The 25,495-nt window shown below is 38.5% G+C and carries 16 protein-coding genes and 1 pseudogene; 10 read left to right on the top strand and 7 right to left on the bottom strand.

The genetic code is table 11. The features are described from left to right. Window positions 1–96: 96 nt before the first annotated feature. The 3 genes and pseudogenes from EPA86_RS02695 to pheA form a co-directional block, all read left to right on the top strand. Window positions 97–2,586, top strand: a complete 2,490-nt coding sequence (locus EPA86_RS02695; protein WP_140601639.1) for a penicillin acylase family protein — start codon at window positions 97–99, stop codon at window positions 2,584–2,586. A gap of 109 nt (window positions 2,587–2,695) precedes the next feature. Then, the gene (locus EPA86_RS02690) at window positions 2,696–3,082 is read left to right on the top strand and encodes an MAPEG family protein (protein WP_140601637.1); all 387 of its coding nucleotides are present in this window, start codon (window positions 2,696–2,698) and stop codon (window positions 3,080–3,082) included. A 159-nt stretch (window positions 3,083–3,241) separates the two neighbouring features. Next, window positions 3,242–4,414: pseudogene (gene pheA, locus EPA86_RS02685) on the top strand (prephenate dehydratase); the annotation flags it as partial. Between the two features lie 153 nt (window positions 4,415–4,567). On the opposite strand, the gene EPA86_RS02680 reads toward pheA, so the two are convergent. Beyond that, window positions 4,568–5,341, bottom strand: coding sequence for a hypothetical protein (locus EPA86_RS02680; protein WP_140601633.1), 774 nt, complete (start codon window positions 5,339–5,341; stop codon window positions 4,568–4,570). Between the two features lie 125 nt (window positions 5,342–5,466). Here EPA86_RS02680 and EPA86_RS02675 point away from each other — a divergent pair, with 125 nt between their 5' ends. Further along, on the top strand, window positions 5,467–6,777 hold the full coding sequence (locus EPA86_RS02675) for a MipA/OmpV family protein (protein WP_140601631.1): 1,311 nt from the start codon (window positions 5,467–5,469) through the stop codon (window positions 6,775–6,777). Window positions 6,778–6,869: 92 nt separating this feature from the next. Here EPA86_RS02675 and EPA86_RS02670 read toward each other — a convergent pair whose 3' ends face one another. Both EPA86_RS02670 and EPA86_RS02665 read right to left on the bottom strand, forming a co-directional pair. Continuing rightward, window positions 6,870–9,971, bottom strand: a complete 3,102-nt coding sequence (locus EPA86_RS02670) for an efflux RND transporter permease subunit (RefSeq protein ID WP_140601629.1) — start codon at window positions 9,969–9,971, stop codon at window positions 6,870–6,872. Further along, entirely contained in the window at window positions 9,971–11,077 is a 1,107-nt protein-coding gene (locus EPA86_RS02665; protein WP_140601627.1) for an efflux RND transporter periplasmic adaptor subunit, read from the bottom strand. The genes EPA86_RS02670 and EPA86_RS02665 overlap by 1 nt, the downstream gene beginning before the upstream one ends. Before the next feature lie 125 nt (window positions 11,078–11,202). Between EPA86_RS02665 and EPA86_RS02660 the strand changes: the two genes are divergently transcribed. From EPA86_RS02660 to EPA86_RS02645, 4 genes are all read left to right on the top strand, one after another. Continuing rightward, window positions 11,203–11,985, top strand: a complete 783-nt coding sequence (locus tag EPA86_RS02660; RefSeq protein ID WP_140601625.1) for a hypothetical protein — start codon at window positions 11,203–11,205, stop codon at window positions 11,983–11,985. Between the two features lie 202 nt (window positions 11,986–12,187). Next, window positions 12,188–12,832 carry a hypothetical protein gene (locus EPA86_RS02655; RefSeq protein WP_140601623.1) on the top strand — a complete coding sequence of 215 codons (645 nt, stop codon included), beginning with the start codon at window positions 12,188–12,190 and terminating at the stop codon, window positions 12,830–12,832. Window positions 12,833–13,000: 168 nt separating this feature from the next. Then, window positions 13,001–14,521, top strand: a complete 1,521-nt coding sequence (locus EPA86_RS02650) for a methyl-accepting chemotaxis protein (protein ID WP_140601621.1) — start codon at window positions 13,001–13,003, stop codon at window positions 14,519–14,521. Window positions 14,522–14,575: 54 nt separating this feature from the next. Continuing rightward, window positions 14,576–15,121: a cytochrome b gene (locus tag EPA86_RS02645; RefSeq protein WP_140601619.1), complete on the top strand. Its 546-nt coding sequence runs from the start codon at window positions 14,576–14,578 to the stop codon at window positions 15,119–15,121. Window positions 15,122–15,162: 41 nt separating this feature from the next. Here the strand turns inward: EPA86_RS02645 and EPA86_RS02640 are convergent, their stop codons facing one another. After that, window positions 15,163–17,049, bottom strand: coding sequence for an alkaline phosphatase D family protein (locus EPA86_RS02640; protein WP_140601617.1), 1,887 nt, complete (start codon window positions 17,047–17,049; stop codon window positions 15,163–15,165). Between the two features lie 178 nt (window positions 17,050–17,227). Here EPA86_RS02640 and EPA86_RS02635 point away from each other — a divergent pair, with 178 nt between their 5' ends. After that, entirely contained in the window at window positions 17,228–17,842 is a 615-nt protein-coding gene (locus tag EPA86_RS02635; RefSeq protein WP_140601615.1) for a 3'-5' exonuclease, read from the top strand. 76 nt (window positions 17,843–17,918) lie between these two features. Here EPA86_RS02635 and EPA86_RS02630 read toward each other — a convergent pair whose 3' ends face one another. After that, the gene (locus EPA86_RS02630; RefSeq protein WP_140601614.1) at window positions 17,919–19,556 is read right to left on the bottom strand and encodes an ATP-binding protein; all 1,638 of its coding nucleotides are present in this window, start codon (window positions 19,554–19,556) and stop codon (window positions 17,919–17,921) included. A 494-nt stretch (window positions 19,557–20,050) separates the two neighbouring features. Between EPA86_RS02630 and EPA86_RS02625 the strand changes: the two genes are divergently transcribed. Further along, window positions 20,051–20,599 carry a hypothetical protein gene (locus EPA86_RS02625; protein ID WP_140601612.1) on the top strand — a complete coding sequence of 183 codons (549 nt, stop codon included), beginning with the start codon at window positions 20,051–20,053 and terminating at the stop codon, window positions 20,597–20,599. An 81-nt stretch (window positions 20,600–20,680) separates the two neighbouring features. On the opposite strand, the gene EPA86_RS02620 is transcribed toward EPA86_RS02625, so the two are convergent. Together EPA86_RS02620 and EPA86_RS02615 are read right to left on the bottom strand one after the other, a co-directional pair. Beyond that, window positions 20,681–23,488 (bottom strand): nitrate reductase, encoded by a 2,808-nt coding sequence (locus EPA86_RS02620; RefSeq protein ID WP_170309550.1) that lies wholly within the window; start codon window positions 23,486–23,488, stop codon window positions 20,681–20,683. A gap of 228 nt (window positions 23,489–23,716) precedes the next feature. Then, on the bottom strand, window positions 23,717–25,486 hold the full coding sequence (locus EPA86_RS02615) for a bifunctional protein-serine/threonine kinase/phosphatase (RefSeq protein ID WP_140601608.1): 1,770 nt from the start codon (window positions 25,484–25,486) through the stop codon (window positions 23,717–23,719). Window positions 25,487–25,495: the final 9 nt, after the last annotated feature.

The raw sequence follows: 25,495 nt of genomic DNA, 5'->3' as shown, positions 1-25,495 counted from the left end.
AAAAAAACATCCCCGTAAAAGAGCAAGCCATCCTAGGTGCAATAACACAATAATTCAGGTAATCTACTAGTCATCGTACCATCGACTATTACCTTTATGAACAAAACAAAAAAAATCTTCATTTGGCTTCTCCTTGTCAGCTCTTTGGTCATTGCAACTATCGCAACATGGGTATTCAGCCGAATTGATGGTGCCCTACCCATACTAGATGGAAAAGAAACGGTTTTCGGTTTATCAAAAACTGCCATTATTGAGCGCGATGAACTTGGTATTGCCACCATAAAAGCAGAAAATAGACTCGATATTGCCGTAGCAACAGGCTTTATTCACGCTCAAGAGCGTTTTTTCCAAATGGATTTACTACGTCGTAATTCAGCCGGTGAGCTCTCCAGCTTATTTGGTGAAAAAGCCGTAAATTATGACAAATCTATCAGAAGGCATCGTTTTAGAAATAGGGCTCGAAACATAGTTAGCCAATTACCTGATGAACAAGTTAACTTACTGCAAGCCTATACTCGCGGTGTAAACCAAGGGCTAAAATACCTTAAAGGTACCCCCTTTGAGTATATTCTTTTACAGCAAGAACCAGTTTTATGGAGTGAAGAAGATTCAATCCTTGCTATTTTCAGTATGTACATTGATTTGCAATACCACGATGGCCAAAGAGAGCGTACCTTAGGCTTAATGAAAGCCTTGCTTCGAGCTGACGTTTATGACTTTTTAAATCCTAAAGGCAGCATTTGGGATGCTGCGATTGATGGAACACAATATGAACCAGCAGCCCTGCCAGAACTACCATGGCCTTCAGCATCAGCAAAACAATCGTATATGAGTGACCATAGGTATATAAGCTTAAATAAACAAAGCTCGCAATATCAAGGTAATTCAGCGCAAGCAGTCGATTCACAAACAAGCCAAACAATTTCTGGATTAACTGAAAAATATAGAACAGAATATTTTCCAGGTTCAAATAACTGGGCTGTGGCCGGCAATATTAGTACCACTGGTAGTGCCATTGTTGCTAATGATATGCACTTAGGCATTCGAGTACCAAACACATGGTTTAGAGCTTCTTTTGAGTACCCACAAAACAGTGAGCAAATAAAAATAACCGGTGCCACCCTTCCTGGCACGCCAAATATTGTAGTCGGTAGTAACGGAAATATCGCTTGGGGTTTCACCAACAGTTATGGTGATTACAGTGATGTTATTGAACTTGTGACCAATGAAGACAATACTCAATACCTAACCCCAGACGGCTATAAGGCATTTAAATCTGAAAGAGAAGTAATCGCGATAAAAGATCAAAAAGCCACTGAAGTGAATGTTCAAGAGACTATTTGGGGGCCTGTTATCGGTAAAAATCATCAAGGAGCACTACTTGCTTATCGATGGGTTGCTCATGACAAAGAGGCAATCAATTTACACGCAATCGCGCTAGAGTCAGCCAAAAATGTAGAGCAAGCGTTTGATATTGCCGCACGCTCTGGCATCCCTGCTCAAAACATGATGGTAGGTGATAACGAAGGTAATATCGGTTGGACAATTATGGGCGCTATTCCCAAAAAGGTCGGTGACATTGGTGACACGCCGATGAACTGGGCAACAGGGGAAAATGCTTGGCAGGGTTACTTAACTCCACAAGAATATCCACGTGTACTTAACCCGAAAAAACATAGACTATGGACTGCAAACTCACGTGTAGTGGGTGATGAAATGCTAGCGAAACTAGGCAACGGAGGTTATGCCTTAGGAGCTCGTTCAAAACAAATTAGAGATAAGCTTTTTGCTAAAGCAAGCTTTAGTGAGCAAGAGTTACTCGATATCGCCCTTGATGATCAGGCAATATTCTTAACTAGGTGGCAAGCGTTTTTGTTAAACAATGTTCTGACTGAACAGACAATCGCTGGCCAAGCAGAGTTTTTGGAAGCGAAAACCATCTTAATGAAAGAAAGCAAACTAATCGCGAGTACAGGCTCCGTGGCCTATCGATTAGTTAGAAACTTTAGAATCGCATTAAGAGACTTACTCTTTTCAGAGTTAAATTCCACCTTTAAATCACTCGATGAACAATACAGTTTCCGCGCCATTCGCCATCAAATAGAAACACCTTTATGGCAATTAGTTAATACACAACCTGATAACTTTTTGATGCGCCCAGAGTCAAGTTGGCAAGCCTTGTTTAAAAAAGCACTTATGCAAACAATTAGTGATATGAAAACAACCGATGATGGTTCAGAGCAACCGCTATCCGCAGCAACATGGGGTCAACAAAATACCACGACGATAAAGCACCCATTAAGTAATGCCGTTCCCATTATAGGTTATTGGCTAGATATGCCTGCTAATGCTTTATCAGGTGACAGTTACATGCCGAAAGTACAAGGGAAATCATTTGGTGCATCAGAACGTATGATAGTTTCACCTGGCCATGAAGAAACAGGCATATTTCATATGCCAACTAGCCAATCTGGACACCCTTGGAGTCCTTATTACGGTAAAGGTCATGAAGATTGGGAACAAGGAAGAGCCTCTGCCTTTTTACCCGGTAAAACCGTCTATAAGCTAACCTTACTTAGTTACTAGCACAACCAAACAAATATTTAGACATTTAACGAACAGTTTAGCTATCAAAGCGAAAGCCTTTTAATAAAGGCTTTCGTTTAATTAATAACAACAAAAATCAGGAGTTTACATGACCACTTTATATTACTGTCTTTTTATCAGTCTTATTCTGCCCTATTTAGCCAAAGGGCCTGTAGCCTGGGCAATGAATAAAGCAGGTGGTTATGATAACAATCATCCTAGAGCCCAACAAAACAAACTAACTGGCATAGGCGCAAGAGCCCTTGCAGCTCACCAAAATGCTTTTGAATCCGTCATTATTTTCGCGCCTGCGATCATTTTAGCTATTGCGACTAACAACGCCTCAGATACCATTATCACACTCGCTATAGTTCACATTGTTGCTCGAGTCTTATACAACATTTTATACCTTGTTAACTTGAGCACTTTACGCTCTCTTTCTTGGGCTGTAGCAACGATTCCCAGTTTTAGCATCGTTTTTCTTTCAATACCTTAACCGCGCTGTGTAGTTGTTGCTGTCATAGATAGTGTTAAAACATTCTAAAGAAAGTATTGACACTATCAAGCTAAGATAGCTAGAGTAACAACTCGAAAAATACAGGGTGCTCTATTAGAAAACCTGTTTGCCAGTAGCAATAAGAATGCGAGTAAAAAAGTGACTGAAAAACTAGATTTAAATAAAATACGTGAACAAATTACCGAGCTTGATCAAGAGCTGTTAGTTTTATTTGCTAAGCGTAGAGCACTCACCTTGAATGTTGCTAAAAGCAAAGTACAACAAGTTAGACCAATTCGCGACAAACAACGTGAACAAGAGCTTTTAATAAGCTTAATTAAGCGTGGTAAAGATGTTGGTCTAGATGCCCACTACGTCACCAGTATTTTTCAAAGTATTATTGAAGACTCTGTGCTTAATCAACAAGCTTATTTACAAAGCTTAGCTAATCCAGATATTCAAGTGCCAACAGTAAGTGTGGCGTTCTTAGGTGATAAAGGATCATACAGTTACCTTGCTAGTCATCGATATTTTTCTCGTCGTGCTGAAAAAATTGTTGAGTCAGGCTGTCAAAACTTCAGCGATATTTTACAGCAAGTTGAATCGGGCCAGGTTGATTACGGTATGCTACCTATTGAAAACACTAGTTCAGGAAGTATCAACGAAGTATATGACTTACTCCAACACACTAATTTATCAATTGTCGGTGAAATCACCCAACCTATTGAACATTGCTTACTGACGGCAGTAAATACTTCATTAGATAAAATTAAAACCATTTATGCCCACGGCCAACCCATTGCGCAATGTAGTAACTTTTTAGATAAACAAAAAGGTATTCGTATTGAATACTGTGACAGTACTGCTGATGCCATGGCTCAAGCAGCTGAGCTGCAAGATGAAACCATCGCCGTCGTTGGCAGTGAAGAAGGCGGACAACTATATCAATTACATGCGTTAGAGCAATCTATTGCAAACCAAAATGAAAACCACTCTCGCTTTATCTTGGTTGCGAGAAAAGCTGTTGATGTTGCCGAACAAATCCCCGCTAAAACAGCTTTAATTTTTGCAACGGGTCAAAAAGCAGGTGCCTTAGTTGAGTGTTTATTAGTGCTGAAAGAAAAAGGCATTAATATGTGTAAATTAGAATCACGCCCAATTCAAGGTCGTCCTTGGGAAGAAATGTTTTACTTAGATGTGGAAGCCAATTTAAAAAGCTTTGCCCTACAAGAAGCAATTACAGAAATAACCAAGCATACAAATTTCATTAAAGTATTAGGGTGCTACCCCATTGAGCACATTAGCCCAACTAATGTACCTAGCTCTGAGATTTAAATAACAAGTAATGACATTTAACGATTAAAAAAGCCGTTACTCATAGAGAACGGCTTTTTTATTAATCATTCAAGTATTTGGTGAATGTCATTGAATGTTCTGTGAGTTATAACAAACCTGCACTCAGAACAGCATGTTTGCCAATAATAGTTACTTGGCCTTAAACGGTGCCGTTAACTGAAACTCAAGCATGGTACCCGATGGAATGTTTACTTGATTACCACTCGTTAGGATAGAAACACCCGCCCCTACTTTTGCACCATCACGTGCGCCTTTTGAACCATTAATTAAACCACCAATAGCCGCTGCTCTTGCGGTTGTGCCAACGGTACTTTTTGCGGTACCTTCAGTTACCGCTTTTACACCTGAGGTCGAAATCGGCATCATTTGATTATTAATCATGATATCAGTGAATTTTAATTCTATGCTTGAACGCCCTGCTAATCTCCCAGAGCGCTTTGCTTCATTCACGACACCATAAATCATACTGCCTCGTCGTGCTACTACAGTGTCATCAATCACTAAATCGGCTTCTAACCGTGAAGTAAACTTATGGCCAGCTTTATGCTGTTTACTATTAATACTGGCATTGGTTCTTACAACTAAACGTGTACCTGTTGGTACCGTTACTGATTTATCAGCTTTTTCCGCAACTGGCTTTTGAGCTGGCTTATCTGCTTTTACTGGCGCATCATTAGTTGCTGCTTGCTTAGCTTTTACATTACCAAAACTAATATCTGCAATATTTTCACTTTTAAAGGTTAGTTGTTGTCCCGCCACTTCAAAAACCACCCCGTTCGCGTCTCGTGAAACTAACGTTCCAGTAATGCTTTGACCATCTTTTAACGTCAGTACATCAGCACTTGTTGGGAAAGTTATTGCCATGGCTGAAACTAACACAGCTGTCGATAGTAGTAATTTCATTTCTATTCTCCTAAAACCTTATCAATTTGGTATAAATCCATACTTCAATGTTACACTATTGCTTTAAAAATGCTTATGATTCTTTTTCATGAGATAGTTTGTAAACTTGTAGGTTAATAACAAAAATGTATAGAACTCTAACTTTTCTATTGCTTTCAATATTTTTAATAAGCACACATAGTTACGCTTCTGACAAAAAGTCTTCGGTTTTTCAAGAGCAATCATGGGGCATAGGTGCCTTAATGCGTAATGCCGAAATTCCATTTGATACAGATGCTGACAATGTCACAAGTTTTGTACCTATGATGTTCTTTCAGGGCGAAACTTTCTTTTTACGCGGTATAGAGGGCGGTGCTCACCTTTATCAACAAGATGATTGGCAACTCAATGCAATTGCACGAATGCGATTTTTCGATATTCCTGCTGAATATCAAAACGCAGTGCAAGGAGATACCATTGATTTAGGCATACAAGCTAGGCGACATTTCTCAAAACACAGCTTTTTGGATGTAGAGTTTTTTACCGATTTAGAAGGTAACCCCTACGGTAACCTCACTAAACAATGGTATTTACAATATGGCAGCTGGGAGTTCATGCCTAAAGTTAGTGCTCGCTATAAAAGTGCTAGTTTTAATAGTCATTATTACGCACTAGAGCAATTAACCAATGAAAAAATTGGTGCTGGCTTTGATTTAAATGCCACCCTTGAAAGTCGCTATCATGTAGCAAGTAACTTCTATTTGCTTGGCTCGATAGGTGCCACCACTCTTGATGATAATGCTTATGATGCCACAGCAGTTAACCAACGCTGGCAAAGTGAAGTGTACTTGGGTTTTGCTTTTTTTAATGACATCAGTAAACCGAAAAAAACAGAACTATCTAATAAAGATTACTTGAGAGTCGCTCATGGGTGGGCAACGCCCTCGAATATAGGTGATATTATTCGTGGTGATAGTGTTAAAGATGAATATAACAACCAGCTCACTTCGATTTATTATGGCTATCCATTAACAGATGAATTGTTTTCCTTACCACTTGATATTTATTTAACGACAGGGTTTGTCTGGCATTGGGATTCTGAGGTTCAAAACTCAGAACAAGAATACGTGTTAGCGATCAAAGCCTATTACACTATTGATTGGCCTGTTAGATGGCGATTAGGTGTCGCAGAAGGATTATCTTACGTATCAAATGTCACTTATATTGAACGCGCAGAAATGGAAAGAAAAGGCTATCGTCCTAGCGAGTTAATGAATGCCCTCGATTTTAGCCTTGATATTAATTTAGGTGATATATTCAATAGCCCCGCTTTGAAGAAAACGTGGCTTGGTTATAGTATCCATCATCGTTCATCTATTTTTGAAAAAGCATCACAATTTGGCCGCATTAAAGGTGGTAGTAATTACAACACTGTCTATTTACAGTTTGATTTTTAGTTTTCCTAATACTCATTAATATAAATATATTTCATCAGTAAAAAAGGCTGTTATCACGTGTGATAACAGCCTTTTTTTATTTACTCTGCTTTTTAATTTGAGGCGACCTTAGCTTGCTCTGCTTTCTCTATTTCATTAGCAATGGCTTCAGGAGAGCCTGTATTACGGCATAGCCAGTAGTAAGCACCGGGGACAATAAACAAAGTGAATACACTCGCTAAAGAAACCCCTGCAAAAATTACTACACCAATAACCATGCGACTTTCAGCCCCCGGCCCTGAAGCTAATACTAATGGAATGGCGCTGGTTACTGTTGTAAAGGTTGTCATCACTATTGGGCGTAACCGTTGTTGAGCACCTTGAATTAACGCCTGTTCAAATTCAACACCTTTATCACGCAATTGGTTGGCAAACTCAACAATTAAAATACCATTTTTAGCCGCTAAACCGATTAACATTACAATACCAATTTGACTATAAATATTTAAACTCATCCCCATAAACTCTAAACCTGCTAGAGCTCCTACTAAGGCAAGAGGAACCGTTAATAAAATAACGAATGGGTGAATAAAGCTTTCAAACTGAGCTGATAACACCAAATAGGTAATCAATAAAGCCAGCAGGAAAATCATTAACATTGAATTGCCTGAATCTTTAAGTAATAAAGATTGCCCTTTATAATCAATTTGTACTTCTTCAGGGAGTTGGCTATCGACAATATCGTTAAGAAAATCTAACGCATCACCTAGCGCATATCCATCAGCTAAATTAGCTGTAATAGTGATACTACGTAAGCGGTTATAACGATTTAATCGTGAAGATGTGGCATTTTCAGTGACCGTTAACAAATTAGCTAATGGGATTAATTTATTTGTTGTACGAGAACGCACATAAACATTATCAATATCCGTTGGGCTAGTATATTGGCTTTCATCTCCTTCAACCACCACATCATATTCCTCACCACGATCAACAAATGTTGTCACTCGTCGTTGCCCTAACATAGTTTCTAACGTTTTGGCGATATCACCTACAGGTACGCCTAAATCGTACGCTCGGTCGCGATCAATCTTCACCATTAACTGCGGATAAGTTTCTTTATAATCGCTATTAATCGCTGATAAATTAGGGTTCTTTTGCGCTTCTTTTATTACAATATCGCGCCACCTTGCTAACTCACTATAAGTATTACCTTGTAGTACAAAAGATACTGGGGCATTACTACCACCGCCGCCACCTATGCCACGACGCATCATGGCGAATGCTCTCACATCAGTAATACTGCGCAATTCACCATTAATGCGTTTAATAAACTCAAAGGTGCCAATATTACGCTCGCCCCAATCTGGCATACCTAAAATAGCAATACCACCGGTACCGCCAAAACCAGGTACTCTGACAATGACACGATCTAAATCGCCACGCTGTTGATACGCTAGGAGCTTTTCTTCTATCTTCTGCATGTTTTTAACATTGTTTTCATAGCTTGCGCCTTCCGCCCCTTGCATGATCAAGAACATATTGCCGCGATCTTCTTTTGGCGTGTATTCCGTAGGCAGTTGTTGAAACAATAGCTGCACAGCAAATAGCGCTAAACCTAATATCGCAATAATCGTAAATGGTTGGTGAATGCTTTTACTTAATGCACGGCCATAAGCTGCTTCAAATTTGGCAAACGCTTTATCAAGTTTTTGTCCAAATGAGGAACTACGCTCTCTATGCTTTAACATTTTTGAACACATCATTGGCGTTAGCGACAATGCCGTTAAACTTGAGAAAACTACAGCTGCCGCAATAGCAATGGCAAACTCGGTAAACAGCCGGCCAACATTACCCGATAGAAATACTAAAGGAACAAATACCGCAACAAGCACTAAGGTGGTTGCTACCACGGCAAAGGCGACTTCCCGACCACCATGATAAGCAGCAAGTAACGGCGTTTCTCCATTCTCTATTCTACGATAAATGTTTTCCAACACCACAATAGAGTCATCAACAACCAAGCCAATTGCTAATACTAAAGCTAATAGAGTCAATAAGTTAATAGAAAAACCAAACCAAGATAATGCCATCATAGAGCCAATGAGGGCAACGGGTACCGTAACCGCAGGAATTAAAGTTGCCCTGACATTACCTAAGAATAAAAAGATAACCAGAATAACCATTAACATCGCTATAATGAGGGTATTATAGACTTCATCAATAGAGCCTTGAATAAATACAGAAGAGTCATAACTATTGGTTATGGTTGTCCCTAAAGGCAAACCTTCACGAATATCTAACATTTCTTTGCGAGCCGCTTTTACCACTTCTAAAGTGTTAGCCTTAGACTGTTTAATGACCCCAAGCCCTACCATGTTCTTACCATTACCGCGGAACATGTTTTCATCATCTTGTGCGCCAACAAATACTTGCGCAACATCACCTAAGCGTACTAACGAGTTATCTTTAGAACGTGTAATCACCATCTCAGCAAAATCACGTTCAGTTAAATAACTGCGCTCAACTCTGATAGAAAAATCTCTATCAATTGACTCAACTTTACCCGCAGGTAACTCTATATTTTCATCACGTAAAGTACTTTCAATATCATCAACCGTAACATTGCGTGCGGCCATGGCAGTGCGATTAAGTAATATTTTCATGGCATAGGTTCGACCACCACCCACTTGTACCCTAGCAACACCATCTACCACGGCAAATCGATCAACAATATAGCGATTAGCATAATCCGTTAACTCAAGGGTAGACATAGTGTCACTTTGCAGTACAAACCACACAATAACACTTTCATCATCATTCGCTTTAAACACTTGCGGCGGATCAGCCTGCTCTGGCAAACTTCTTAAGGCCCTTGAAATTCTATCGCGCACATCATTAGTTGCGGCATCAATATCACGACTTAAGTCAAACTCAATGGTGATATTTGAACGACCAACACGGCTGTTTGAATTAATAGTTTTAACACCTTCAACACCACTAATTCTATCTTCTAGTACTTGGGTAATCTTGGTCTCAACTATCGCAGCAGAGGCCCCAGGGTATGAGGTAGTAATACTGACAACTGGTGGATCAATGTCAGGGTATTCACGTAAAGGCAACATTAAAAAAGCCACAATACCAAAGGTAATAATCAATAAATTGATAACTGTGGCAAAGACAGGTCGCTTAACTGAAAGATCAGATAAAATCACTACGCTTTGCTCCCTTCACTCTGCTCTGGTGCTTGAACTGCAACACCATCGACTTCCAATACTTTTACGTTAGCGCCATCTCGAAGCTTTAAAGCCCCCTCAACGACCACTTGTTCACCTTGATTAACACCCGATAATATTTCAACAATTCCTGGCTGCCTGCGTCCAATAGAGACTTCTTTACGTGTTGCAACATCATCTTCAATGACAAAGACATAATGCTTATCTTCAATGGGAATAATAGTGCTTTCCGGCAATTGCAATAATTTCTCAACAAGCAACACCACTTGTATATTAAGCATCATTCCTGGGCGCAACTTCAAATTATCATTAGGCAGCTCAGCTCTTACTTTAATGCTACGCGTACTGGCATCAATACGGCTATCAATGGACGTTATTTCACCAATAAATTTAATATTTTTATAAGCACTGTTTCGTGCTGAAATTTTCTGGCCTACATGGATTTTGGTCAACAGTCTTTCTGGTAAAGTAAAATCAACTTTAATTGTGGAAACATCATCTAAACTAGTAATCACACTACCAGCATTGATATATGCGCCTCGACTAATTTCTCGAAAACCTAACATACCTGAGAAAGGCGCTTTAATGGTCAGTTCATCAAGCTTTGTTCTTGCACTCAGTAATTGAGCGCTAATCGCTTTGGTTTTTGCTTCTTGTTGATCAACAATCGATTTTGAGGTGGCTTTAGTGGTCAAAAGTTCAGAAAGACGATTCAGCTGAGCAACCGATTCTGACAAATTGGCTTCCAACTCTTTTACTTTAGCTAATTCTTCTTGATTATTTAAACGCACTAATACATCGCCGCGTTTAACAATTTGCCCATCTTGGAAGAATACTTCTTCCACTAAATCTGAATATTTACTGGTAATTAATACTTGTTCATTGGCCCGCGCAGTACCAACTCCTTCAACACTATCAATAAACTCTGCCATAGCGACTGTTGCATTTTTTACCGCAACAATACGCTTATAAGATTTGCGTTGTTGTTCACTCGCTGGCCATTGTAAATAAACAACCAAGCCGATAAGCACAATTAAAATGGTAAGTAAGGGTAATCGGCTGGTAATTGTTTGATCATTCGACATAAAACTTCTCTAAAACAAAGTGTGTTGGACAAATATACTATAACGCAACATTGACTTGAGTGCATTTACCCAGAGGTCAACTTAGCTTAAAATACAAGGCATTGACCGCAAATGAGATCTCCCTTGTGAATAAACTAGCTGTGTTAGCGTTCGCGCTGTTATTATTTTTCAGTAGTATGTTATGGTTTTTAGCCAATGGTTCTTTAAATCAATATTTAAAAAGCCAAGTTCAATTACAAGGCAAATATTACACTGGCCAAACAACAACCTTGAATAAAGCTGAATTTTCTCCAAACACTTTAGTTGCGGATTTTACTAACTTAAAAGTAGAAAATATCAACGGCTTTACTCAGACTTATGCACTGGTTATCGACCAAGCAACGGCACAAATAGCATCGGTTGATGCAGTGCAAACTGCTAACTTAACCGTGGTTGAAAACTTAACGATTGATAACATAACAGTGAATGTTGAATACCAAAACAGTACCAGTAATATTGCAATGCTATTACAACGAGCAACAGCAACGCTAGCCAAAGATTTTCCATTAAATTACCCCGAGATCAGCGCGAGAAATTATGCTGCACAACATCCTGAACGCAATGCCGCATTAGCCTCACAAAATACTAAGGCAAGTAGTGAAAGAGTAGAAACAGCTGCAGCAATTGAAGCTAAGCAAGCGAAGAAAACCTCCTCTGGCCGCAAAAAAATTAAAAACAAAATAATCGTTAAAAACATCACGATTAATCGCTTACATGTTGCGATCTTTAATCAAGGAACCGTCAGTAAAAAAAGTTTCAACAACATAACATTCAACGATATTGGAAAAACTCAAGGCTATAGCAGTAACCAGCTGGGTGGCGAGTTAATAAAAGCCCTTTTTGAAGAAGTACTCCACGTTTATAAATAATTTTTAATAATAATTTAATAGATCTTAAGTACGCTTTTATGAGCTACAACAAAAAATAGTAGATTAGACAATAAATTAGACAATAAATTAGACAATAAAAGCCCTAGTTATAACTTGCACTTTGTTCATGTTCTAACTAGGTTTAGAGTGTACGTTAAAATCAATACCTTATTTACTTAACCTTTTCGAGGATCTCATTACCATGCGTTCTTACCCTCAAAAAAGTATTAAGTTATCACCACTAACCGTGGTTAGCAGTTTTCTTTTTCCTTTAATGATTTCATCTAGCAACTTAGCTCATAGCACTGAGTTTGAAATAACTCCTATGCTTGGCTACACCTACAGCCCAGATTTAGTTAATGCAGAAAGATCTGGGGATTCGTCTGTAAGCAATAATGCAAACTTCTCTCTAGCACTCGCTTGGCAAGAAACATCAAGCCAACGAAAGCCAAGCCAAGGGCAAGGGCAAGTACTCATTAATTACGTAAATCGAGACTTTACCGATAGTACAGGAACCTCTCACGACTTTGACACTCTTTACACACACTTCAGTGGCGTAACTTTTATTGAAGAGCCCAGTTATATAACAACTTTTGGTGTAGGCGTAGGCGCTGCACATTTTAATAGTGATTATGATAATGCGACTTACTTTTCTTTAACAACGGCTATTGGTACTCGCCATAATATCTCTGATAACCTCAGCTTTATTACCGAAGTGCGAGCTTATGCCACTCTAGTGGATGAAGATGAACAATTATTTTGTCAGTCAGGAACATGTTTTGCCTATTTTAATGGCTCATTTTGGCTAGATACAAACATCTCTCTAGGCGTTGCTTACAGCTTCTAATCAATAAATTATACTTTGAGCTCTACTCACAGCTTCAAAGTATAATTTTCTTCAATGTTTTTATTAATAATTCACACTGACTGTCGATATAGATCAAAATAATAAAAATAATTGCCTGTTATCTTGTGGTAGTTTTTCAGGCAGTTCACTTAAAGTGGTGTAATAATTATGTCGTCGAGTAATGAACAATTTATTTCCGTAACCGATTTAAACGGAAATTATACTTATGTTAATGATGCCTATTGCCAAATAACGGGTTATCAAGAAACCGATTTATTAGGTACAGATACTCGACGGTTAACGCATTCAGACATGCCCAAAGTAGTACTAGAGGAGTTATCTTTTACATTAGCCCAAGGCTTCTCTTGGCAAGGCCTTTTACACATAAAAAATCAAAATGGCCAAAGTATTTGGTTAGATGCTTTTATGACACCTCAATACAGTAAAGGTACTATTATTGGTTACCAATGCATAAGTAAGGCAGCACAACCTGTTTTAGCCCAAAATGCAAAAGATATATATCAAGCCATCAATAACCAAAGTAAATGGGCGACTTTCGAATTAACCAAAAATCACAAATTTTCCTTTCTGGTATTGTTGTCCCTTATCGCTCAAGGCTTTATATTTACTGAGTTTGGACTCTCTGTTTCAATTATTGCCGCCCTGAGTGCTATCGCGCCAATTCTGGTATTTTGGTCTGATATAATCCCCACAGCAATACGTGCACAAAAAATGCAAAGTATGTTTGATTCCATCTCTCGAAAAATATACTTTGGTAAAGGTACTGCCAGTATTTTTGATTTTAACTTCAATATGATGAAGACTAAAATCAAAGCGATAATCGAACGTACTCTAGATACAGCCAGCCCTATTAAGCATGTCATGGCTAAAGTCAGCCAAGGGCTCAACTCAACGCGAACTACATTAGCTCAACAAAAGTCTGAGCTAGAGCAACTGAGTGTCGCGATGAATCAAATGCAAGCGTCAACCAAAGAAATAGCTGAGAATACTGTTAATGCAGCAGGAGAACTTGAAGTGACTTTCGAGCACTGTGAACACTCTCAGCAAGGAATACACGTCACCACAAATAAAATTAAGGAACTTGCCGATGCTGTTGAAGAAGCATCAAGCTCAGCAGACACGTTAACGCAATCTGCTAACAGTGTTGGTGAGTTAATGGAAGATATTCAATCCATTGCAGATCAAACTAATTTACTGGCATTAAATGCCGCTATTGAAGCAGCTCGTGCTGGTGAACATGGTCGAGGTTTCGCTGTTGTTGCTGATGAAGTACGTAGTTTATCTTCAAGAACTCAGGAGTCTGCAGAAAAAATCCATCAACGCTTAACCGCTATGCTTGATACCATCGCACAATGGGTTGAGTTAATGAATCAAAATAAAAACCAAGCTGTTTTTTGTGTTGAAAGTGCTGAAGATTCTCATCAAAAAATAGATCAAATCGTTGAGAAAGTGCAAAATATTAGTCACGCTGCTGCACAAATTGCGACTGCAGCTGAAGAGCAATCCTGTGTATCAGATGAAATTCATAACCATATTACTCAAATATCGACCAGCACTGAGCAAACTTGGACAGAAACTGATGTTGTCGCAGAACAAATGCTACAGCTAGAAAAAAGTGTGGATGACATTGCTGATATTGCCAATACATTCGTTCCTAAACAAAAGTAACTATAATTAAATACGATACCAAGTTGTTTATCTATTTGGTTACAGGAGGTTAGCATGAGCTGGAAAAATACTGAGCATCGTTACGGTAGCCTTTCTATAAAAATGCACTGGTTAATGGTATTTCTAATGGTTTTAGTCTTTGCTTCTATTGAAGGGCGTCAACTGTTTGAAAAAGGCACTGAGCTGCGCGATTTATTTAAAATGTGGCACTTCATGTTAGGTTTATTAGTGTTGGCATTAATGACCGCACGCGTTTACTTAAGGTTCAGCCAAGTAACGCCAAAAATAATGCCACCATTAACCGCTGTGCAAGAGCTTGGTGCTAAAGCTGCTCACCTTATGCTATATGTTTTTATGATAGCAATGCCCATTGCTGGTTGGTTGATTTTAAGTGCTGAAGGTAAGCCTGTCCCTTTTTTTGGCTTAGAGTTACCGCCATTAATTGACACCAATAAAGAATTAGCTGAATCAATTGAAGAGCTGCACGAAACTGTAGGAGAAATAGGTTATTACCTTATAGGACTTCATGCCATAGCGGCTCTAGTACACCATTATGTTCAAAAAGATGACACCTTGTTGAGAATGTTACCGAAAAAGTAGCCTTTACACTGTCTCTAATTACCTGTTGCTCTAATGTTTGCTTAGGGCAACATCTCTTCAGAACTTTCACTAAACTCTGTTTTACTACCATCACAATGCAAATCGCAAATATATTTAGGCGATCCATCGTCATTTAACTCAACATAGCCTAAACCACTTTTTTCAATTAAGCGCTTGTGACCCATGCCTTGAATTTTTCTTGCCGTTATTTTCATTGAACGGCGCTTAGTGAAAAAGTTTAACGGTGAATATGGCCCATAAAACCAACGATTTAATTTATCCAAAATGCTGATCAAAGGTTGTGGAAATTGATTTTTAATACCGCTGGAAGTAATTTGCCAAATTTTTGGTGAAAAATGGCGAAAGCGTAACTCCACATCATAAGCAAAGGAATAATGTACATCCCCAGATAAAATAACAAAATGCTGAGGTGTTTTCGGGTGTTTGAAAATATTAAGCATAGTACTGGCAGAGCCCGGATGCGCCATCCAATTTTCAGCATCTACTGCTAATGGATGACCTAGCAATGTCGCCACCCGTTGAATGGTTTCAATAACTTTCACACCAAAAATAGGGGCCGGTGAAACTAATATAATTGCTTGCTGACCAATTAACTCCTGCTGCAATTCACACATTGCTTCCCAGTCCATAAGACCAGAAGGATCATCAAGAGCATGTTCAGAGCGCCAACGCCGCGTTCTTGAATCAATCACCACTAATTTAGGGTTACTATCTAATGTATATTGCCAGTGAGAAAAATCATATAAATAATCAATGAAGTCATCATGTTGTTCTATCTTTGGGGTTTTCTGGTAAGCATCAGCTTTTTGCCAAAAATCTCCTTTAAAACGTATAGGATCATTACCCCATCCTTGGCATAACCAGTACGCCATTAAGGTATTACCTATAATACGTTTAGCTAAAGGATCTTGATAAGCCGCTTGCTCCCATTGAGCTGTTAAATTCCAATCATCAGTTACATCATGATCATCAAAGATCATATAACAAGGTATATGTGCCAACAACCGTTGTACCTTAGCTAAACCCGCAATGAATTGTTTTAAAGCTGACACCTCTTGTTGGTGCAATGCTTGGTTTTTGGCATCGACAGTAAAACCCTCAAGTTTAATATGCTGCCACAAAGAAGGTGACCAAACTAAAAGATACATAGCGAAGCTTTCAGCAAAGGTCATTAAATGGTTGTGAGCATATGTTGAGGTAAAAATAGCTTGAGACGCATTAGGTTTATACCACGAGCTGGCAAGTTTACTTTGTGGCAAAATATTTTCTCGATGAAAATATTGCTCGCTCATTTGATATAGCTGCTCACTATCTTTTAAGTCGCTGCCAGTAAATGATTCATGGTTTAATCCAAGCAGCGCTATTACCTGATGAATAGCAAATAACATACTACCCGCGACATGATCAGCATAAATTTGATCACCCGACATCATCAACAATGCTGGGCGCTCTTGCCTGTCATGTAGAGTTTTAGCAACTTTCTCATCGCCCGCTAATAAACTATCTGCACTGGGGTGGTGTGGGTTTCGACAAGAGCCATGTAGTAAATTATTAATTCTGTCTTGAATAATAAATGAAGGTCGATTTTTACCTGGATAGCAAAGGTTAGGATTCATATCAGCAAGTCGCTTAACTTCACTTTCAGTCTCGCCTTTTAACAACAAGTCATATTCAATATAGGTTTCTGCAGGTAAATCAATCGCAATATCGAGTAGATGCACATAGGCTTTTTCGCCTGCTCGAAAGGTCGTAACACTTTCAGGCGATAATGACACACTAAGCACTTGCTTATCATCAATATAACAATGAAAGTCACCACTCACCTGGTATGGACTAACCCACCAAAGTACCAACTGTTGCTCAGTTAACCGACGTAAAATCGGTCCTGCCAAAATATCTGCTACCACTTAATGCCCTATTACCTTTTACCTAACTCAAAAGATTTAGTTATCCCTTACTTACTCTTTAATAGCAAGTTTCTACTAAAACTTTACTGTTAATAAGTGTGTTATTCACCTTACAGGGCTATGAATCTGTTATTAAGCCGTTAAACTATTGCGAAATCATCAATGAAAGTTAACGACTATGAACAACAATGCAAATTCACTAATTGTACTAGATTTTGAAACCTCGGGCTTATCACCTGACAATGGTGATAGAGCCATTGAAATTGGCGCAGTAAAAATAGAAAACGGTAAAATTACCGAAAAATTTCAATCACTAATGAATCCAGGATTTCGAATAAATAACTTTATTGAAAACTATACTGGTATTACTAATCACATGTTGCAAAGTGCCCCTCCTTGCCATGAGGTTATGAATGATTTCGCTGACTTCATCGGCGATGATAACTTACTTGCCCATAATGCTTCTTTTGATAAAAAATTTCTCGATGCTGAATTTAGCCATATAGCACAGTGCTACTCAGGAGAATTTGCCTGCTCATTATTAGTATCTAGACGTATAAACACTAACGCACCAAATCATCAATTAGGTACCTTGGTTAATTTTATGAATATCGCCAGTGAAGGTAACTTTCATAGAGCGTTATTTGATGCAGAAATGACGGCTAAATTATGGCTAGTTATGCTCGACAATATTCAACAGCAGATTAACCAATCATCGGTCCCATTTGAATTAATCCAAAAAATAGCCAAAACGCCTAAAAAGAATGTCTCTGATCTTCTAGAAAAATGGTAAAGACCTATACAAGTTAACCAATGTGGAATAACAGCGAAATTACTTATCCCCCTAACATGCACCATAATATTTAGCATCATTTTGCAGCTTCATTGTTTTCCACACAATGGACTTTTTCAGCTAAAACTTGGTTGATTAGTAATAATAACTGAGGCCAATCAAATGGTTTACTTGAGAAAGCATTCATTCCGGCTTCTAAATAGTCACTTACATTATCTTTCATCGCATCCGCAGAGAGGGCTATTATCGGTATATTTGATTTTTCATCTTGTTGCTTTCTAATACGAGATGTCGCCTCAATACCATCCATTTCTGGCATCCGTATATCCATCAGTATCAGGTCATAGTCTTTTTTAGCATTAGCCTCAATAGCTAGCAGGCCGTTATCAGCAAGATCAATTTGATGGCCGTACCCGTTAAGTATCTTCTTAACTAAAGCTTGATTTATCCTATTATCTTCAGCAAAAAGAATGTTAAGCGATCTAGTGGCAATAAAACTTCCTGCTGAAAGTTTTTTCTGTGGATAATTAACGGCGCCATCTGCTTCAACCAGCGGGAAGGTAAAATAAAAAGTCGAACCTTTGCCCTGCTCACCTTCCACAGTAATATCGCCTCCTAACAGCTCAACAATATTTTTAGAAATAGGCAGTCCTAATCCCGTACCTGAATATTTTCGAGACATTGATGAATCGGCTTGGCTAAAAGGATCGAAGATCTTATCTTTTACTTCATCACTAATACCTATCCCTGTATCCGTTATTGACACTTGTATATGAGCAGCTTTATCTATGCTGTGAATGACTTCACATGCTATAGAGATACTTCCTTTTTTAGTAAATTTTTGAGCATTACCAAGCAAGTTAAAAAGTACTTGCTTAAGGCGAGTTGGATCGGAACGAATACCCGTAGGAATGTTAGGATCAATTGTCAGCTGCCAATCAATGTCTGCTTCATTTTTTCTTTTATTATCAAAAATATTGATGACTTCATGTACAAGAAATCTAAAATCAAAGTTCATATATTCAAGGACTAACTTGCCAGATTCCAGCTTAGACATATCCAAAATTTCATTGATAATATGAAGTAATGATGTCGTAGCAGATTTAATTTTATCACAGGTTTCACGAGTAGAATCACTTAACAACTTATCTTCTAACAACAGTTCGGTATAACCTAATACTGTCGTCATCGGTGTTCTTAATTCATGACTCATATTCGCTAAAAATATTGATTTTGCTTTATTAGAGCTTGAGAGCTGTTCCTGATACTCAATTAGTTCAGTGATATCTCTCCCTATCGCTAAAATCAAATTATTAGTTTTAGACGGTAAAGCAGTTAATGAGACTAAACAAGGAAAGGTAGAGCCATCTAAACGTGAGTGCGTCCATTGAAAAATTTGAGGACCATCTGTAAAGGCTTTGGTAATTCGATCAATCGCCATTGCCTCTGAAGCACCACCACAAGGTTGAAACTTTGGAGAAAGTTCTCCTGGGGATAAATTTAAAAAATTATCTTCACTATCAACACCATGCATATCAATAGCTGATTGATTACACTCTATAAACTTGCCGGTATCTAAATTTAATATAGACAGCGCATCCGCAGAAACTTCAAACAGTTTTTGATATTTGTCTCTTTGATTAGATAGATTCTCTACCTGTGCTTTAAGTTGCCTATTTTCTTCTTTAAGTTTATTTAATTCTGATGAGCTCAACGGTTTCTTATCTCATTTTTGGTGTATTTAATGAACAGCTTATGAGTTTGGCTTAACGATACTTAGCTCAACATAGCTATTAACTTATTACCCAACCTAAAGAATGGCCTAAAAGTTAAGTATTTGCTAATTGTACAGAATATATAATCAGTTTAGTTGAAGTAGTGTAATTGTAATTGAAATAGCAATATTCATATAAAAAGCGATCAAAAGAACTGTCATAACATCGGAATAGATGATTATGCCAATTCAGTAAATTAACTATTATCGACTTTTACCCGTATATAACTAACAAGTATTTCATAGCGCAAAAACGACTAAAATTTAACCAACTCCCACCCAAAAATAAAGGGTAATCATTATTATTTGTACTACACTTACTCCTTACAAATATTACGTTAATTTCACTATCAGAGAAAAACCTTTTGCTCAGATTAGTTAAAATGAACAGGACTAAAAAGAGTTATTACATCATTTAGTACAGGAGGCTTACTATGAAACGGAAATACTACTTAGCCGACACTTTGGATGCCTTAGATCATACGGTAGCAGTGCTCCATAACGAACTAGATATTAAAGATAATAATATTCATGTTATTAGCAAGAATAGCCGTGGCTTAAAGGAGCATCATTTGCATCCTGCAAACTTCATCCTTAAGAGCGATATAATTCGTGGGGCTGAACAAGGTATAGTATATGGGCTAACCTTAGGTATCATGTTTTTCGTCGTCGCTGCATGCCAAGCTCCCTTTTGGGATATCACACTCCCAGTTCGACAAATGATATTACTGACTATTTTGACAAGCCCAATAATATTAGGCTTTTTCTCAGGTGCCTTTATTGGTGTATTAAATCATAACTTTCGAATAACCCCATTCGATCATGAGTTAGATATAGGCCATCATTTATTATTAGTAGACACTGAAAACAGTCAAGACATTAGCAAGTCATTGGCAGATTGCCCGATAACAGATGTAGGAGAAACAAATACCGTTATTTTTCCATTTGACGAATCAACAAGTTCATTTCAGCAAGTGGCATAGTGTATTAAAATTTCATAGGTTTAATTAACACCTACAAGGTATTGGTATTAAGTTATCAATATTCGCTTGCTTTTGTGCTACTTACTCTAAGACTTGTTGCGCCTGATTATTCAACATTAAGGCAATATCACCAATACAACTACCGCAGCCGTTGCCTGCACCAGTTTTATTTCGAATATCAGCAAGTGTTAACTTGCCAGACTCTACCGCTTGGTTAATATCTTCTTTGGCAATATTCAAACATTGGCAAAAGGTCTTTTTTGCTTGCACCCTTTCAATATCAGCAGAGATCACATTGCGTTTAGCTGATAACTCACTCGCCTGCTGGTAAAATTGACTTAACCAGCCATGAGGTAAATCCTGTTTTTTTCGACCAACTAGCACTGCACAATACATCTTGGCATCATGTAAGTAACTCTTTCGATAATATTGCTTTAACGGTTCACTGGCATTTAAGCTTGAATTATTTTCTTGTTCCAACTCATGTTCTTCAACATAGTCACACAGTGATTTATAGAGTGATTCTGTGTTCAATTCACTGGCAATATGATAACAATATCCGCCAGCGATTTTTTGCTTAACCTGATATTGGGCAAAAACTTTTGTGACTTGCTTTTTTACCACGAGCATAGCTTCACTATTCACTTTTTTAGCCGTTAAAGTCACTTGGCTGTGTTTAAAGGCAGGTTGTCCTGAAACTTTATCAACCAACGGCGCAACTAACTGACTTACACATCCTTGAGTAAAGTTACTGCTTGACCAATGAATGGGAATGAAAACTTCATGAGCTCGTTGCTGCTCAGTTATGTGTGCACGCACCAACAGTTGACCGCGTTCATTTTCTACCTTAACTAAATCACCGCCCTCTATATTTAGCTTTAAAGCATCATTAGGGTTAATGGCTAATTCAGGTTCAGCATGTCGGTTGGTTAAGGTGCCTGATTTACCCGATCGTGTTTGCGTATGCCATTGGTCCCTATTTCTGCCAGTATTCAAGGTAAAAGTTTTTGTACTGACTTCTTTGTTTTTATTGGTATCTAGTAGCACATGGCTTGTGGCATTATCTTCACCATAATCGCTTGTTTGCACTGCAATGAAACGAGCTTTAGCATCACTGTGAAAATAACGTTTCTCTGTAAAAAAACGCTGATCGCTTAAAGTAATACTACTTTGTTTTGCTTGTGGCCACTGCACAGGTAGCCATTGTTGATATTGCTGCTCTGATAGGTTTTGATATGCAGAAATATCAAAACCTTTTAATAATGCTTGTGCCGACAACTTTAAGTTTTGCGCTTGTTCAATATTACATGCTGATTTTCTATGCAAGTTCGCCAAGCCAGACACACCTGCATGTTCAGCAAATATCTCTTTAGGTGATTTGAAATTAAACGCCTTTGAGAACCCCATGCGTTTTGCCACTTCACTAATAATCCACCAATCCGCTTTTGCTTCACCAAATGGTGTTAAAAAGGGACGCTGTCGAGAAATACGTCTTTCTGAATTAGTCACTGTGCCAGATTTCTCTCCCCAGGTTTGTGCTGGAAAAATAACATCGGCATATTCAAGGGTGTCATTACTGGCCACACAATCACTCACTACCACTAATGGGCATTTCTGCAATGCACCCTTGATTTTGTCATGATCAGGTAAGCTCACTAAAGGATTGGTTGCCATAATCCAGACCGCTTTTATTTTGCCTTGATCAATTGCATCAAATAAATCTATCGCCTTTAACCCTGCTTTCGTTGCTAGGTTATCCGTTTGCCAAAATTGAGCTAACCCTTCGCATAATGCATCATCTTCAAACTCAATATGACCAGCTAAAGTATTTGCCAAAGCCCCAACTTCTCTGCCACCCATGGCATTAGGTTGTCCAGTCATAGAAAAAGGGCCACTACCTAACTTTCCAATTTTATCACTCGCTAAATGGCAGTTAATAATGGCATTACCTTGGTCGCTGCCTTGACGTGATTGGTTTATACCTTGAGAGAAAACAGTCACGACTTTGTCATGTTGAGCAAACAGGGAAAAAAATTGCTCGATATCTTGCTCTGATAAACCAATACCATTGAGTTTTTCACTGTCTGCTTGTGCACTGTCTAGTGCTTGCTGTAAACCTGAAGTGCTCTGCGCTAGCTTTTCAACATCTATGCAACCTTGCTGTGCCAAATAATTTAATAAGCTGTTGAATAAAATAAGATCGCAGCCAGCCTTAATTTGTAAATGTAAATCTGCCAATTCAACACACGCGGTAACTCTAGGGTCGATAACAATCACTTTAAGCTCAGGTCTTCGTGCCTTTTCTTCTCTTAAGCGGCGAAATAAAATAGGATGACACCACGCTAAATTAGAACCCGCTAAAACCACAACGTCAGCATGAATAAGGTCATCATAGTTTGTTGGCACAATGTCTTCACCAAATGCTCTCTTGTGCGCTGATACTGCAGAAGACATACAAAGTCTTGAGTTGGTATCGATATTGCCAGAGCCAATAAAACCTTTCATTAACTTGTTCGCGACATAGTAATCTTCAGTTAATAATTGCCCTGATACATAAAAGGCAACCGACTCTTTACCATGTTGTGCAATAGTTTCATTAAATTTGCTCGCAACATAATCCAGTGCTCTTGACCACGTTTGTGTTTGTCCCTTTACTCGTGGCGAAACTAGCCTGTTGCTATTATCAATAGTCTCAGCCAGATTTTTTCCTTTAATACATAAATTACCTAAGTTAGCAGGGTGTTGTTTATCACCTTGAACAACCACCTTAGATTCTTCATTAGTAGAGATGGTAACACCGCACCCTACACCGCAATATGGGCAAGTCGTCTTTACGTTATTATGCTTTAACGCTTGATTAATGTTGGCGGGTATTATTAATTCACTCATGATATCTCTCTGCATGCTTTTTCTAGCAAATCGCTAGTCAGCACTTACGTTATGCTTCATAACTGTTAGATTGCAACGCCCATACCAAGAGATAAAACCAAGTAACAACTTGATTTTACAAACAAAAGAAAAACAACGTTAATAAGTAAGCATTGGAATGAGCAATAATAGTGCAGACACTGAGTTGTATTTGTGCAGCTCATGGCTTATTAAACAGATAAAAATGACTTACCAAAAGAGTTGCAGCAAAGTAATCACCATGAGTATCGCGCTAACCCCTTGCCAGAATTTAACGGGATCACGCTCAATGAGAGGTCTTTTTACTTGCAGTAAAACATTATCTTGATTGCGATTATTTAAATCACCAATAAATTCTGAGTAATGTTGGTAGCGCATGCTAGGATCAGCATTTAAGCCTTTAGATAACACCATGTCTAGCCAAGTCGGTAAATCATTTCGATAGCTCGTTACAGGTCGATAACGCCACAAACTAAACTGTTTTGGTACTTGCTCAACACGTGAGAGTTCGCCATAAGGTAAGCGATTGGTTAATAACTGATACACCACGACGGCAACGGAAAACAACTCACTTTGATGACTACTTTTTTGTCCGTAAAACAATTCAGGCGCACTGTAACTTATCGTGCCTTGTGGTTGATGTTGGTTGTTATTTTGTTCATCAGCCAACGCACCAACATTACAACTGCCAAAATCGATAAGCTTAATTCTGCCATGTTCATCTATCATGAAGTTATCTAATTTGATATCACTATGAACAACATCATGACGTTGAAATACTCTAAGACAAATCACGATTTGCTCAGCAATAGCACACACTTTGGTAAAGCTTGGTTTAGGGTTTTCTTGTAACCAAGCAGCTAAGGTTTGTCCCTCAACATACTCACACACATGATATAAAAACTGACTTCTCATGCGCCAAGGATGAATTTGCATAATACTTGGATGAGATAGCTTTTCACCCAACCAACCTTCTTTAATAAAGTTAGCGAGATACTCTTCATCATCGATGAAGTTTAGCGAAGGCATTTTTAACACCACCAAGCGTTGAGCTTGGTTATCTTTTGCGAGGTATACATGAGAGCGCGCTGTTTGCTCTAATACGTCTAAAACCTCAAAATGATCTAGAGAAACCCCGACGTTAAGTGCTGGCGGGATCACTTGCTGCTTACGATGAAATACTAAATCGTTAAATTGCTGACTTGGGAGTTGCTCTACTTTAATGAGTAAACAGGTTAAATTATCAAGTGAGCCTTGTTCACTCGCCAATGTTGTTATCGCTTTACTGGCCTGCTCTAAGTCAGTTGTTGACTTCAGTAGCGCTCTTATGTGTTTTGGTTTGACGTATTGATAAACACCATCACAACTGAGCATAATAATATCGCCAATAGCCATTGCAGACGTAGAGGCATCAATCTCTATATGTGTGACTGCGCCTAAAGCGCGATTTAATATGCCGCCAGACGTGGCATGTTCTCGTGTTAGTACTTGATAACCATCATCATTAACTTTGGCTACTTGGCAATCACCAATATGAAATAAATGACAGCGATTACCTTTTAAAATCACCGCAGAAAATGTGCTGAACCATTGTTGTAATTCTCCTTTGGTATCACTCACAACTTGCTGAGAGAACAGCCAGTTATTCAATGAAGCAATGACTTTGGTGGCAGATTTATGTACCGACCAAGTATCAGGCGTTGCTAGGTATTCATCAATAAAGTGACAAACACTCATTTGACTGGCTTTTGCGGCTTGGTTTGCGCTGGAAACACCATCAGCAATAACCGCAATATGGCCTTTAAGTTCAAGAGATTGGCCTTGATTGATTTTCAGCGCAAAAGCATCTTGATTCTCTGCTTTTGCGCCCTGACATGAGTAGCCGCCAAAAGTCACTTCAAGGCTGGCACTATTACTTGTACGCATTGACGTTACTTTTTCTTGTAAGCTTTTGACTTGCTTCAAATCGCTACTACCCATGCTATTTCT

It is taken from the genome of Litorilituus lipolyticus, assembly GCF_006439335.1.
Lineage (GTDB): Bacteria > Pseudomonadota > Gammaproteobacteria > Enterobacterales > Alteromonadaceae > Colwellia > Colwellia lipolytica.
Note: the sequence above shows the minus strand (reverse complement) of the source record. Positions and strands in the feature narration are given on the sequence as shown.

Excerpts from the sequence above, each read along its gene's own strand:
- EPA86_RS02655 (WP_140601623.1), top strand. The coding sequence starts at position 12,188 with ATGCGTTCTTACCCTCAAAAAAGTATTAAGTTATCACCACTAACCGTG.
- EPA86_RS02695 (WP_140601639.1), top strand. The coding sequence starts at position 97 with ATGAACAAAACAAAAAAAATCTTCATTTGGCTTCTCCTTGTCAGCTCT.
- EPA86_RS02690 (WP_140601637.1), top strand. The coding sequence starts at position 2,696 with ATGACCACTTTATATTACTGTCTTTTTATCAGTCTTATTCTGCCCTAT.
- EPA86_RS02625 (WP_140601612.1), top strand. The coding sequence starts at position 20,051 with ATGAAACGGAAATACTACTTAGCCGACACTTTGGATGCCTTAGATCAT.
- EPA86_RS02615 (WP_140601608.1), bottom strand. The coding sequence starts at position 25,486 with ATGGGTAGTAGCGATTTGAAGCAAGTCAAAAGCTTACAAGAAAAAGTA.
- EPA86_RS02675 (WP_140601631.1), top strand. The coding sequence starts at position 5,467 with ATGTATAGAACTCTAACTTTTCTATTGCTTTCAATATTTTTAATAAGC.
- EPA86_RS02680 (WP_140601633.1), bottom strand. The coding sequence starts at position 5,341 with ATGAAATTACTACTATCGACAGCTGTGTTAGTTTCAGCCATGGCAATA.
- EPA86_RS02645 (WP_140601619.1), top strand. The coding sequence starts at position 14,576 with ATGAGCTGGAAAAATACTGAGCATCGTTACGGTAGCCTTTCTATAAAA.
- EPA86_RS02620 (WP_170309550.1), bottom strand. The coding sequence starts at position 23,488 with ATGAGTGAATTAATAATACCCGCCAACATTAATCAAGCGTTAAAGCAT.
- EPA86_RS02650 (WP_140601621.1), top strand. The coding sequence starts at position 13,001 with ATGTCGTCGAGTAATGAACAATTTATTTCCGTAACCGATTTAAACGGA.
- EPA86_RS02665 (WP_140601627.1), bottom strand. The coding sequence starts at position 11,077 with ATGTCGAATGATCAAACAATTACCAGCCGATTACCCTTACTTACCATT.
- EPA86_RS02635 (WP_140601615.1), top strand. The coding sequence starts at position 17,228 with ATGAACAACAATGCAAATTCACTAATTGTACTAGATTTTGAAACCTCG.